Genomic DNA, 13,668 nt, shown 5'->3' with positions numbered 1-13,668 from the left:
TTTTTTAATTAAAATTTAGCTCTAATACCAAATGTTACAGTAGATAATGGTGCGTATTGATACCAACCTGTTCCACCGTCTTCACTAGCAGTTGGATTGAATCCGTCACGTTCAGAGAATAAGAATAAGTTGTCTCCACTTATCCAAAATTCCATGTCTGCAAGACCTATTTGATCAATGTAGTTTCTAGGAATTTGGTATCCTAAACGGATATTATTTAGACTTAAGTAATCTGCTTTTGTTAAGAATCTTGTTGAAGCAGAGGCGAAGTTTGTATCTCCATCTGCATTACTAGACAATCTAGGGACATTAGTTATATCACCAGGTTGTTGCCATCTGTCTAAGATATCAACATGATAATTAGCATTACCTATTTGGTCATTGCTCATTAATTGAGAATAAACGAAGTCATAAGAATAACCACCAATACCATATAAGAATTGTGCGCTTAAACTAAATCCTTTGTATCCTGTTGATAATCTGAAGGCTCCACGTACATCTGGAATAGCCGATTTGCCAATGTATTTTTGAGTAGAATTTTGGTAAACGGTAGTAGTCGTTTTCCCAATAGCATTAGCTCTATCCGGATTTGCAGCTAAATAATCAGTCATAGAGTTGATTGTTTCTTCATCTGCTTGTAACTGACCGTCGCCGTTTGCATCATAAAAATATTGATTCCACATTGCAGATCCTGTATCTGGATCAACACCAGCCCATTCTCTCATATAAAAATCGTATATAGAGTGTCCTTGAGATTGTCCAAAATAACCGTCAATATTCAATACTTTTTCTTGTCCTGTAGCAGGATCGATAGGCATCTGTGTTAACTCATTGGTTAATACCTCACCGTTTACGCCAAAGTCTAAGTAAAAATCTTTTGTTTGAACAATATGTGCTTGTACATCAAATTCTAAACCACTGTTTCTTAATTGACCATCGTTTACTTTAATAGTAGCATACCCTAGAGAAGGTCCAACTCTTCTATCAAATATTAAATCGTCTGTATTTTTTACATAGTAATCAACAGCTACGTCAAGGAAGTTTCCAATACCCATTTCAACACCTGTTTGGAACATTTTAGATGTTTCCCAAGTTAAATCTGGATTCCCTTTAGAGTCAAAAGATAATGAAATGTTGCCATTTAAATTGCTAGACTCATATAAGTCGTACCCAGGGTAGAAACCTACACCACCTTGCTCACCAATGATACCGTAACTAGTTTTTACTTTTAGGTTGTTAAATACATTTTGGTTTTGCATGAATTCTTCGTTTGATAAAACCCATGCTGCACCAATAGACCCAAAAGTTCCCCATTTATCGTTTAAGAATCTAGAAGATCCATCTCTACGAATTGTACCAGAAATAAAGTATTTCTTATCAAAGTCATAATTAATCTGACCGAAATAACTTTCTAAAGTATAGTCGTCTGTATATGAAGTTGGAGGATTGGATCCTACTGCATTGTTAAATTCATTTCCATCAGGGTCAACTAAATTAAATTTAGACGCTGAAAGGTATTTACGCTCCCAAGAGTTAGCTTCATGAGCTATTAAAGCTTGAAAACTATGATTACCCCATTTATTTTGGTAACGTAGTAAATTTAAAATATTGTAACTAAAAAATTCAGTTTTAGATTTGAATATAGATCCATTTTGACTAGCACTAGATCCATAAAAAGGGTTTCCTAGACTGTCATAACCACTGTTGTAATACTGAAGTCCTAAACGATTTTCAAATGTTAAATGATCTGAAAATTTAAAATCTAAATTTGCACTACCATTAATTTCATGACGTTTAGTTTTACTAGTGCTATAGTATGAATCTGCAATTGCATTTGTTAATGCTCCAAATCCACGACCATCTTCACCGTAATCATATTGAGGTCCGCCATAGATAGGATCTTGAACGATGTTTCCATTTCCATCTCTTAAAAATAAAGGGTATATAGAAGGAATGTTATCTACAAACCAGAATATACTTCCAGAATCTTCCGATTGCCCATTGTTGTTTGCATCTGTAATTGCATATCCTAAATTTACAGATCCAGATAACCAATCGCGTACTTGGTGAGTTAAATTTAAACGAGTAGAGATACGTTCAAAATCTGAATTGATTGAATAACCTTGATCTTTTAAGTATCCAAAAGAAGTATAGTAACTTGTTTTATCATTACCACCACCTATTTTTAAATTTGCTTCGATACGGTTAGCAGGTTGAAACGCATAATCTTCCCAGTTTTCTGGGTTGTATTTTCTTGTAACGCCTTCTCTTACTTGTCTGGTAGCGGGGTCTATTAATTCTCCCCCATCAGCAACATTCCACATATTATAAAATGGAGAAATACCATTGTTACTAAATAAATTAGCATTAGCATAAGCCTCAGGATCAACTCCATTTATATTTCCTTTATTGTAAAGACCTTCCCATGCAAGACCGATGTATTGCTCTGGAGATTCAATGGTTTTAGCACGAGGGATTAAGCTCATGTTTTGGCCAGTTTTAGTTTCTACTTCAATATAAGAATCTTCACCTCTACCATTTTGCGTTGTAATTACAACAACTCCATTTGCTCCTCTTGCACCATAAATAGCAGTTGCAGATGCATCCTTCAGAATAGTGGTAGATTTAATATCTGCTGGATTTATAGAACTAATATTTCCAACATAAGGAACTCCATCAACAATATATAATGGATCTCTATTCCCGTTCACAGAACCATATCCACGAATACGAATTGTAGCCGCTTGACCTGGTTGTCCAGTAGTGTTAATAACTCTTACCCCTGCAGCTTCTCCTGCAAGTGCTTGTGAGATATTAGAGACACTTTTTTTGTCGATTGATTCGGCGTCTATTGTGGTTGCTGTACCAGTAAAAGACTCTTTTGTTGATGTACTATATCCAACAACTATTACTTCTTCTAGAGCTTGGGAATCTTGTTCTAATACAATATTAATTGTGTTGGAGCTACCTACTTTTCTTTCTTCTGTTTTTTGACCAACATAAGAGAAAACTAAGGTGTTTCCTGCTTCACTAGAAATTGAATAATTTCCGTCAAAATCTGTTTGTGTACCTGTTGAAGTCCCCTTAACAGTTACATTTGCTCCTGGCAATGGTAAACCATCTTGGTCTGTTATAACCCCTGTAATGGTTTTTTCTTGCGCAAAAGTAATTTGTACTATTAGCGCAAATATTAGCGCTAAGTACCCATTGTACTTTTTTCTCATTTTAATAAATTATTTGAATTAGCATGTGCGAAAGTGATAATTTAATGTTAATTACACAACTACAGGCGTAGACTGGATTCTACGTAATTTTTTATTGAAATAATATATATTTAACTTTTTAAGTTAATTAATGAAGATAGTATTAAGATGTATTTTTATGTATGAATTTAACTACACGTTTTTTTTAAAAAAATTAGTTATTTATTATTGTGTTAAATGTTGTTTTTCTTAATTTTTTTATAATGATTTTAATGTATTCTCTGATTTTAGGGTATAAAAAAACCACCTCGAAGTGAGGTGGTTTTATATATTTTAAAATAAGAATTATTAATTCGAAGGAGAGTCGTTAACGTCCCAGAAAATTTTAGTAGTTTGTTCGTCTCCACCAATTGCTTCAGATGCAGCTTCCCAGTTAGTACCGTTAAGTGTTAACTCATTAATTGGATATGTATAACGTGTTGGAACAGGGTTTCCTGTATCTTCTGGAAGGTTAAGTATTGGAGTGTCATATTTTCTCCAAACAGTCCATGCTTCAAATCCTCTGTTGTACATTGCTAACCAGAACTGAGAACCGATTTTTTCTCTCCAATCTGCTCCTGGAGCTGTAGCATATGCAACCTCTGGTTTAGCAAGGTATGTAGCAACATCTGCAACATCCCAGTATTCAAAAGATGCAGTTATACCATTGTTATAATGTTCTTCAACTGTGCCTGTAACAGCGTAAGATCTAGCAGCTGCTTCAGCTAAATAGAAGGATACTTCTGAATAGTCAAGAAGGATTCCTGGAAATGTAGGTTGGTGTAGGAGATCTCCAATATGTGTATAGTTAGAGAATGTATTACTAGCTCCATAAATACCTCCAACATACGTGTCTGCACCCATATTGTCATCGAAATATACAGCTCTACGAGGGTCTTCTAGATCGTTCATGAAATCTACTAATGTATTAGCAGGAACAAAATCAGATCTTCCAGACTGAACTAAATCTACCCATAAAGGGTTTGTGTTTGGAGTAGCTCCTTGATATTCAAAAGTAGCATTATCATCATTAGATGTAAATACACCTCCAGCAACAGCTGATTCAACAGTTGATTGAGATAGGGTAGGGTTAACATCTGATAAACGAATACCAATTCTTAATTTTATAGAATTAGCAAACTTAGTCCATGCAGCCATATTTCCTCCGTAGATATTGTCAATTGAAAAACCAGAACCTGTTAAGTTAGGTGTTGCTGCATCTATTCTTGCAATTAAATCAGAATAAATTGTTGCAGCATCGTCATAAGCAGGTAAAGGAAATCCTTCAGCATCAAGAGATTCTGCATAAGGAATGTTGCCATAAGTATCTACTAATTGTTGGTAAGTATATACCATTAATACTTCTGCTTGTGCTACTCTAGCCGCTATTTCTCCTGCACTTAGCTCTGGATCTGCTTCTGCAACTTCTTTAGCAGTTTTTAAATCTAACAATACATCTCTATACATTTCAGACCAATGTGCCTGTGGAATATTTCTGTTTGTTAAATCATAGTTGGCCTCGTCAATATATGTAGTTTCAGTCCAGTGCTGTCCTAATAGTCTAAATACATTTGAGTTAACGTTTGTGCTTGTCATTTGGTCAACCAAGCTCTTTTGAGCATTGTTGAATAAGAAGTCCGCATCAACTTGAGTTGGATTCTTTGGGTCTCTATTGTAGTTCTCATACTTGTCGTCTGATTGACAAGAGATTAGAGTTACTAGAGATATAATTGTTAATACTATTTTTTTCATAATTATTTTTTTAGAACTGTAATTTAAGACTTGCTCCTATTTCTCTAATACTTGGGTATGTTCCTGATTGATATCCTTGAACATTACCAGAACTTAAACCTGCTTCAGGGTCTGAAAATGGAACATTTTTATCAATAATCCATAAGTTTCTTCCGATTAAAGAGAAAGAAGCTGCTGTGAATGGAAGTTGTTCTAGAACTTTATCACTTAACTTATAAGTAATGTTAGCTTCACGTAATTTAATATATCCAGCATCATATACGTGTGCTGAATTCGTTGCTCTTGCATATCCCCATGGGTTAGCGTATGTTGATGCATTTGCTCTGACATCATTTGGCGTACCATCTTCTTTAACACCTGGTAAAATAACACCACCACTAGTAGCGTCATTAGTTACAGGATTTCTTACAGGGTTTCCTAAATCATTTGAACCAGCAGTGAAGTCATATAGACCTGTTGCGTAACCATACCATGTGTCTAGAGAGAATAAATCACCTCCTTTTTGCATGTCTATTAAGAATCCTAAACTAATGTTTTTGTAAGAGAAAGTGTTGTATAAACCTGCTTTCCAGTCTGGGTTGATATCTCCGATAATAGAGTTGCTGGCAGATGTAAGGTAATATCCATTACTTCCTACAACACGATTACCATTGTCATCATATACATAGTCTGTACCTCTAATAACTCCCATTGGTTCTCCAACAGCAGCGTTCACAGATACTCCACCTTGTAAGGAAGCTAATTGTAAGTTTTCGATACCATCTGCTAGAGAAAGTACTTCACTTCTGTTTTGAGACCAGTTCAATATAAAGTTCCATCTAAAGTTTTCACTTTGAATTGGAGTTGCATTTAATTGAACTTCAACCCCTTTATTCTGAATAGTACCTGCATTTAATAAAGCAGACGTATATCCAGTAGAGTTTGATACAGGAACGCTTGTAATTTGGTCTTTATTTTTAGTATCGTAGTAGGATACATCAAAACCTAGACGTCTATTAAGGATGAACATTTCAAGACCAACCTCCCAGTTTTCTTGTTCTTCTGGCTTTAGTTCAAGATTTTGTTTTGTAGAGTTGTTTGATGCTAAACCACCATTAAATGGAGTTCCAACTGTGTAAGTGTTAAATACTCTATAAGGATCTGTGTCAGAACCTACAGTTGCATAATTTGCTCTTACTTTACCAAAAGATAACCAGCTACTATCGAATAGCTCAGAAAAAATTAAGTTTCCAGTTACCGACCAGTAGAAGTATCTGTTGTCTGACTTAGGAAGTGCAGAAGAACGGTCTGTTCTAGCTGTACCTTCAATATATACAGTGTCGTCATAACCAAAACTAGCTCTTGCGTAAGCACCATCTACCATTTTTACAGCTTCATATTCTGTTGGAGCCTCAAGAGGGTTAACGCTATTTGATAGGCTGTAAAATCCTGCTAGGTTTAAGCCACCATTAGTTTCTGCAAAAATAGAACTCCACTCATTTCTTCTTAAGTTAAATCCAATGTTACCATCCAAATTTAATTTCTCAGTTAAATCTTTATTAAAATTTAACATTAAGTCATAGTTGTATTCTGCAGTATTATTATTGAATCTACTGTATTTAGAAACATCTGCACTACCAACGTTAATTCTTTCTTCCTGTAGACTCGAAGAAGTATCGTAAGTAAATCTTCCTAAAACACTTAACCAATCATTAATTTGGTAGTTTAAAGCCGCATTTCCGTAGAATCTATTACGAGTATCTGTTTGATAGTTCTCAAAGAATGTCCAGTATGGATTATCAGAATAAATAGGAGATAAATCACTTGAAGAATTTGGATTCCAAGTAATATTCTCGCCTGTAGCAAAATATGCTTCCTTCTGTTCTTTAACATCTACATTTGTTTGAAACCATTGTCTAAACTGTTGCATTGGGTTTAAAGAAGAGTATCCTGTTCCGTATCGTCCTTTACCATCTGTTTTAACAAAATTGAAAGTAGTTGTAGCTGTTAGCTTATCGGTTAGATTCAAAGACCCTGAAAAATTTAATGAGTTTCTTTTAATCTGGCTGTTTGGTAAGTTACCTTCTTGATCAAGATTAGTGTATCCCATTCTGAAAGTTCCTTTGTCAGAACCACCATCTAGAGATACAGAGTTTACCATTGTGCCGGCTGCGCTCCAGATATAATTAGGGTCGTTTTCAGCAGCAACCCATGGAGTGGCTTTTTGGTAAGTATCTCCTAATTGTGGGTAGATACTATTCCATTGGTACACCATTTTGTTAGGGTCAAAAGGAGCTCCGTATGAAGCATCTTCAGTGAAAGGAGTTGTTAAATCATCAATTCCGTCACCGTTAATGTCGTCTAATAAAAAGAAACCATCAGCAGAGTCATAATATGGTCCATAACCAGCACCATATTTTTTCTGATATGTAGGAAGTGTAGTTTTGTCAGCAGTACCCATGGTAAAGCTGGAACTTACAGTAACTCCAATTCCTTTTTGTTTTCTACCTTTTTTGGTAGTAATCATTACAACTCCATTAGAAGCTCTAGATCCATAAAGAGCTGTTGCGGCAGCACCTTTAAGTACGTTGATGCTTTCAATATCATCTGGGTTAACATCAGAGGCAGCGTTACCATAATCATAACCACCACGACCAGCTTGTTGATCTGCAGTATTGTTGTTGTCATTGTTAATTGGTACTCCATCTACAACGAATAAAGCCTGATTGTTTCCAGCAATTGAGCTGTTACCTCTAATTACAACTTGTGTAGAACCACCCATTGTACCAGAAGGCTTAATGTTTAAACCAGCAACTTTACCAGATAAAGAGTTTACAAAGTTTTGACTTTTTACAGTAGAAACTGCCTCTCCTTTTACCTCTTGAGTTGCATACCCTAATGCTTTCTTTTCTCTTTTAATCCCCAGAGCTGTTACAACAACTTCATCAAGAGCTTGTGCATCTTGTTGAAGGCTAACATCAATGGCGTTAGAAGCGCCAACTGTTCGCTCTTCAGTTTTTTGTCCAACAAAAGAATATACTAATATGTCTCCTGTGTTGGCTTGGATGGAATAATTTCCATCAAAATCAGTTTGAGTACCATTGGCGGTACCTTTAACTACTACATTTGCGCCAGGTAGCGGCAGGCCATCCTGGTCTGTAATCACACCTGTTACGGTTTTTTCTTGTGCAAAAGTTATTTGCACAATTAACGCTAGGATTAGCGTCAAAAATCCACTAAACTTTGTTCTCATTTTATAAATTTATTTGAATTAGCTGCTGCGAAAATGATAAAATAACGTTAAGATTGCAACTTTTCTGTCATAAATTTTAAGAGAATGTTAAGCTTTTTGTGGTTTTTTACATAATTCTTATTAAATATAACACCTTATTAATAATACAGTATTTTTAGTGTAGTCTTTTTTTAATTCTGTAATCATTAATGTTCAAGTAAAAATACAAGACTGCTTCGCTATAAGAAAAAAGAACAAGGGCTAAGTCTTAACTATCATGTAATTAGCAGTTTAAATAAAGGCGTTGCTAAAATCTATTTTTTATTCATTTTTATTAATAGCAATAAGTCTATTTTGAAAGTCTCATTTTTGACCTTGATATAAGTGGATTCCTGTAAATTCCATTAACTTTTATCGGACAACAATAATTTGTAATTTTTATTTTTCTGAAGTCATTGTAGTTCTGTAAGAATTAACAAAACTATTCCTTTGCATTACTATGTGGCGGTTGTGTTGTTTTTTATGTGGTAGGTGGATTTTGTTGAAAATTAATTAATTAAGGTTTGATTTATTGATAATTTTTTATACCTTTGCCACCCTTTTAAACGAGAGGTGTGTTCTTTTACGAACTGAATCTCAGGATTTTAAAGGGAAATTTAATTAAATAAAACATAATTATTGTTTAGTAGATTATGCCAACAATTTCACAATTAGTACGAAAAGGAAGAGTCACAATTACTAAGAAGAGTAAATCGGCTGCTTTAGATTCGTGTCCTCAAAGAAGAGGGGTTTGTACGCGTGTTTATACTACTACGCCTAAAAAGCCAAACTCTGCTATGCGTAAAGTAGCAAGGGTTCGTCTTACAAATGGTAAAGAGGTAAATGCATACATCCCTGGAGAAGGTCACAACTTACAAGAGCACTCGATAGTATTAGTAAGAGGTGGAAGAGTAAAAGATTTACCGGGGGTAAGGTATCACATCGTTCGTGGTGCTTTAGATACAGCTGGTGTTCAAGGAAGAACGCAACGTAGGTCAAAATACGGTGCAAAGCGCCCTAAGAAGTAATTAAAACTTTTAACAAGAAGAAATGAGAAAAAGACAGGCCAAAAAAAGACCTCTTTTACCAGATCCAAGATTTAATGATCAGTTAGTGACGCGTTTCGTTAACATGATGATGTGGGATGGTAAAAAGTCTGTAGCTTTTAAAGTTTTCTATGATGCAATTGATATCGTAGAAGAGAAAAAACAAGACGAAGAAAAAACTGCTTTAGAGATTTGGAAAGATGCATTATCAAATGTAATGCCACACGTAGAGGTTAGGAGCCGTCGTGTAGGTGGAGCTACATTCCAAATTCCTATGCAGATTAGACCAGATAGAAAAGTATCTATGGCTATGAAGTGGTTGATTAGTTATTCTCGTAAGAGAAATGAAAAATCAATGGCTCAAAAATTAGCTGGCGAAGTTCTTGCAGCTGCAAAAGAAGAAGGTGCAGCAGTTAAGAAAAGAGTTGATACTCATAAAATGGCTGAAGCAAATAAAGCATTCTCTCACTTTAGATTTTAGTAAAAAAATAAAATGGCACAAAGAGATTTAAAATATACAAGAAATATAGGAATTGCGGCTCATATTGATGCTGGTAAAACAACAACAACAGAGCGTGTTCTTTTTTACACAGGAGTTTCTCATAAAATTGGAGAGGTGCATGATGGTGCTGCTACAATGGACTGGATGGAGCAAGAGCAAGAAAGAGGTATTACAATTACTTCTGCTGCTACAACTTGTACTTGGCAGTTCCCTATGGAGAATGCACAGCCAACTCCTGAAACTAAAGGATATCACTTTAATATTATCGATACTCCTGGCCACGTTGACTTTACCGTAGAGGTAAACCGTTCTTTACGTGTTCTTGATGGATTGGTTTTCTTGTTTAGTGCGGTTGATGGTGTTGAGCCTCAGTCTGAAACTAACTGGAGATTAGCAGATAATTATGGTGTTCCTAGAATTGGTTTTGTTAACAAAATGGACCGTCAAGGGTCTAACTTCTTAGCTGTTTCAAAGCAGGTTAAAGAGATGTTGGGTTCTAATGCAGTTCCAATTGTATTGCCTATTGGTGATGAAGCTGATTTTAAAGGAATTGTAGATTTAGTAAAAAATAGAGCTATTGTATGGCACGAAGATAATTTCGGTTCTACTTTTGATGTAGTAGATATTCCTGAAGATATGAAGGAAGAAGTTCGTGAGTACCGTGCAAAACTTATCGAAGAGGTTGCTGAGTATGATGAAAATCTACTTGAGAAATTCTTTGAAGATGAGAGTTCTATAACTGAAGAAGAAATTCACGCTGCTTTAAGAGCTGCGGTAATGGATAGAGCAATCATTCCTATGATTTGTGGTTCTTCATTTAAAAATAAAGGGGTTCAGTTCTTATTAGATGCTGTTTGTCGTTATTTACCTTCACCGGTAGATAAAGACGGAGTTGTAGGAACAAATCCTGATACAGGTGCTGAAGAGAGACGTAAGCCAGATGTGGATGCGCCTTTTGCTGCTTTAGCATTTAAAATTGCTACCGATCCTTTTGTAGGTCGTTTAGCATTCTTCCGTGCATATTCTGGTAGATTAGATGCTGGATCTTATGTTTTAAATAACAGATCTGGTAAAAAAGAGCGTATTTCTCGTATCTATCAAATGCACTCAAACAAGCAAAATGCAATTGAGTATATAGAGGCTGGAGATATTGGGGCTGCTGTTGGGTTTAAAGACATCAAAACAGGAGATACTTTATCAGATGAAAAAGCACCTATTGTACTTGAGAGTATGGATTTCCCAGATCCAGTAATTGGTATTGCTGTGGAGCCTAAAACAAAAGCAGATGTTGATAAAATGGGGATGGCTTTAGCTAAGTTAGCTGAAGAGGATCCAACATTTACAGCTAGAACTGATGAGGCTTCAGGACAAACAATTATTTCTGGTATGGGTGAGCTTCACTTAGATATTATTGTTGACCGTCTTAGACGTGAGTTTAAGGTTGAAGTTAACCAAGGTCAGCCTCAGGTTGAGTATAAAGAATCGATTACGCAAAAAGCGGATCACAGAGAGGTTTATAAAAAACAATCTGGTGGACGTGGTAAATTTGCTGATATCGTATTTACACTTGAGCCAGCTGAAGAAGGTAAACTTGGTCTTGAATTCGAATCTGTAATTAAAGGTGGTAACGTTCCTAAGGAATTTGTTCCTTCTATTGAGAAAGGTTTCAGAGAAGCAATGAAAAATGGTCCGTTAGCGGGTTATGAAGTAGATGCTATGAAAGTTACTTTGACTGATGGTTCTTATCACGATGTGGATTCCGATCAACTTTCGTTCGAATTGGCTGCTAAACTAGGATTTAAAGCTGCTGCAAAAGCTGCAAAAGCTGTGATCATGGAGCCAATTATGAAATTAGAAGTGTTAACTCCTGAGGAAAGTATGGGAGATATTGTAGGTGACCTTAACCGTCGTCGTGGTCAAATTAACAACATGAGCGACAGAGCGGGTGCAAAAGTAATTAAAGCAAGTGTTCCATTATCTGAAATGTTTGGATATGTAACCTCTTTACGTACTTTATCATCTGGTAGAGCAACATCTACTATGGAATTTTCACATTATGCTGAAACACCTTCAAATATATCTGAAGCTGTAATTAAGGAAGCAAAAGGAGTTGAAGCTTAAATCTAAAGAAAATGAGTCAAAAAATCAGAATAAAACTTAAATCATACGATTATAATTTAGTTGATAAATCAGCTGAAAAAATCGTTAAGACAGTAAAAACTACTGGTGCTGTAGTAACTGGACCAATTCCGTTACCAACACACAAAAAAATATTTACTGTACTACGTTCTCCACACGTAAATAAAAAGTCTAGAGAGCAATTTCAATTAAGCTCTTACAAAAGACTTCTTGATATTTACAGTTCTTCATCAAAAACAATTGATGCTTTGATGAAACTGGAATTACCAAGTGGTGTTGAAGTAGAAATCAAGGTTTAATTCCTTGAACTAATCATGGAATTTGATTAGTACATGTCCTAAGCCTTTGGCGAAGGAAAAACGGAAAAAATACATTCAGAGCTGAAAGTATTTTTCAGCTCTGAAGTTTTTTAGATAAATAACAATTAGTAATAACAATTTGGTGGAAGGTTTGTAATAGTTACAAATTGTACATCGTAAATTAAATTAGAATGTCTGGGTTAATAGGAAAAAAGATTGGTATGACCAGCATCTTCGACGAAAATGGAAAGAACATTCCATGTACAGTGATCGAAGCTGGACCATGCGTAGTTACCCAAGTCAGAACCGCAGAGGTTGACGGGTATGAAGCTCTTCAGCTTGGTTTCGATGACAAGGCAGAAAAACATGCTAATAAAGCTGAGCAAGGTCACGCTAAAAAAGCAGGTGTTTCTCCTAAAAAGAAAGTTGTCGAGTTCCAAGATTTTAAAGGAGATTTCAAATTAGGTGATACTGTAACAGTAGAGCAATTTGTAGAAGGAGAATTTATTGATGTTACTGGTACGTCAAAAGGAAAAGGATTTCAGGGTGTTGTAAAACGTCATGGTTTCGGTGGTGTAGGTCAGTCTACTCACGGTCAGCATAACCGTTTAAGAGCTCCTGGTTCTATTGGTGCTGCATCATATCCTGCTCGTGTATTTAAGGGTATGCGTATGGCTGGACAGATGGGTGCAGAAAGAGTAACAGTACAAAACTTAAGAGTATTGAAAGTGGTTGCAGAGAAAAATCTTTTAGTAGTTAAAGGATGTGTACCTGGTCACAAAAATGCTTATGTAATCGTTCAGAAGTAATGGAAGTAGCAGTTTTAGATATCAACGGAAAAGAAACTGGAAGAAAAGTTAGTCTTTCTAAGTCAGTTTTTGGTGTAGAGCCTAGTACTCACGCTGTATATTTAGATGTTAAGCAGTATTTGGCTAATCAACGTCAAGGTACGCATAAATCTAAAGAAAGAGCGGAGATTGCAGGTAGTACACGTAAGATAAAAAAGCAAAAGGGTACAGGTACTGCAAGAGCAGGAAGTATCAAGTCTCCAATTTTTAAAGGAGGTGGTAGAATTTTTGGTCCTAGACCAAAAGATTATACTCAGAAGCTAAATAAAAATGTGAAGCGTCTTGCGAGACGTTCAGCATTGACAATCAAAGCACAAGAGAAATCAATTATTGTTTTAGAAGACTTCGATTTTGAAGCTCCAAAAACTAAAAATTTCACTAATGTTTTGAAAGCTTTAGGGTTAGAAAATAAAAAGTCCCTCTTTGTGTTGGGTGATTCAAATAATAATGTATATTTGTCGTCACGCAATTTAAAGACCTCTGAAGTTGTAACTAACTCAGAATTAAGTACTTATAGAATTGTTAATGCAAATAACATAGTGCTTTTAGAAGGATCTATAGAAGGAATTGAGTCGAATTTAAGTAAATAA

At 35.5% G+C, this 13,668-nt stretch carries 9 protein-coding genes; 6 read left to right on the top strand and 3 right to left on the bottom strand.

Features of this window, described 5'->3' with window-relative positions; genetic code table 11:
* Positions 1-8: 8 nt before the first annotated feature.
* The 3 genes from AC13CQ_RS12925 to AC13CQ_RS12915 form a co-directional block, all read right to left on the bottom strand.
* Entirely contained in the window at positions 9-3,224 is a 3,216-nt protein-coding gene (locus AC13CQ_RS12925) for a SusC/RagA family TonB-linked outer membrane protein (RefSeq protein ID WP_474506811.1), read from the bottom strand.
* A gap of 327 nt (positions 3,225-3,551) precedes the next feature.
* A complete protein-coding gene (locus tag AC13CQ_RS12920; RefSeq protein ID WP_474506812.1) occupies positions 3,552-4,994 on the bottom strand; it encodes a SusD/RagB family nutrient-binding outer membrane lipoprotein in 1,443 nt (480 codons plus the stop codon).
* Positions 4,995-5,004: 10 nt separating this feature from the next.
* Positions 5,005-8,226 (bottom strand): SusC/RagA family TonB-linked outer membrane protein, encoded by a 3,222-nt coding sequence (locus tag AC13CQ_RS12915; protein ID WP_474506813.1) that lies wholly within the window; start codon positions 8,224-8,226, stop codon positions 5,005-5,007.
* 671 nt (positions 8,227-8,897) lie between these two features.
* On the opposite strand from AC13CQ_RS12915, the gene rpsL reads away from it, so the two are divergent.
* From rpsL to rplD, 6 genes are all read left to right on the top strand, one after another.
* Positions 8,898-9,272 (top strand): 30S ribosomal protein S12, encoded by a 375-nt coding sequence (rpsL, locus tag AC13CQ_RS12910; protein WP_008613603.1) that lies wholly within the window; start codon positions 8,898-8,900, stop codon positions 9,270-9,272.
* 22 nt (positions 9,273-9,294) lie between these two features.
* Positions 9,295-9,771: a 30S ribosomal protein S7 gene (gene rpsG, locus AC13CQ_RS12905; RefSeq protein WP_008613602.1), complete on the top strand. Its 477-nt coding sequence runs from the start codon at positions 9,295-9,297 to the stop codon at positions 9,769-9,771.
* 12 nt (positions 9,772-9,783) lie between these two features.
* Positions 9,784-11,913, top strand: a complete 2,130-nt coding sequence (fusA, locus tag AC13CQ_RS12900) for an elongation factor G (protein WP_008613601.1) — start codon at positions 9,784-9,786, stop codon at positions 11,911-11,913.
* Positions 11,914-11,924: 11 nt separating this feature from the next.
* Positions 11,925-12,230 carry a 30S ribosomal protein S10 gene (gene rpsJ / locus AC13CQ_RS12895; RefSeq protein WP_008613600.1) on the top strand — a complete coding sequence of 102 codons (306 nt, stop codon included), beginning with the start codon at positions 11,925-11,927 and terminating at the stop codon, positions 12,228-12,230.
* Between the two features lie 191 nt (positions 12,231-12,421).
* Positions 12,422-13,039, top strand: a complete 618-nt coding sequence (gene rplC, locus AC13CQ_RS12890; RefSeq protein WP_008613599.1) for a 50S ribosomal protein L3 — start codon at positions 12,422-12,424, stop codon at positions 13,037-13,039.
* Complete coding sequence (gene rplD / locus AC13CQ_RS12885; RefSeq protein WP_008613598.1) at positions 13,039-13,668, top strand: 50S ribosomal protein L4; 630 nt, start codon at positions 13,039-13,041, stop codon at positions 13,666-13,668. The genes rplC and rplD overlap by 1 nt, the downstream gene beginning before the upstream one ends.

It is taken from the genome of Galbibacter sp. L-19 (assembly GCF_056857615.1).
Note: the sequence above shows the minus strand (reverse complement) of the source record. Positions and strands in the feature narration are given on the sequence as shown.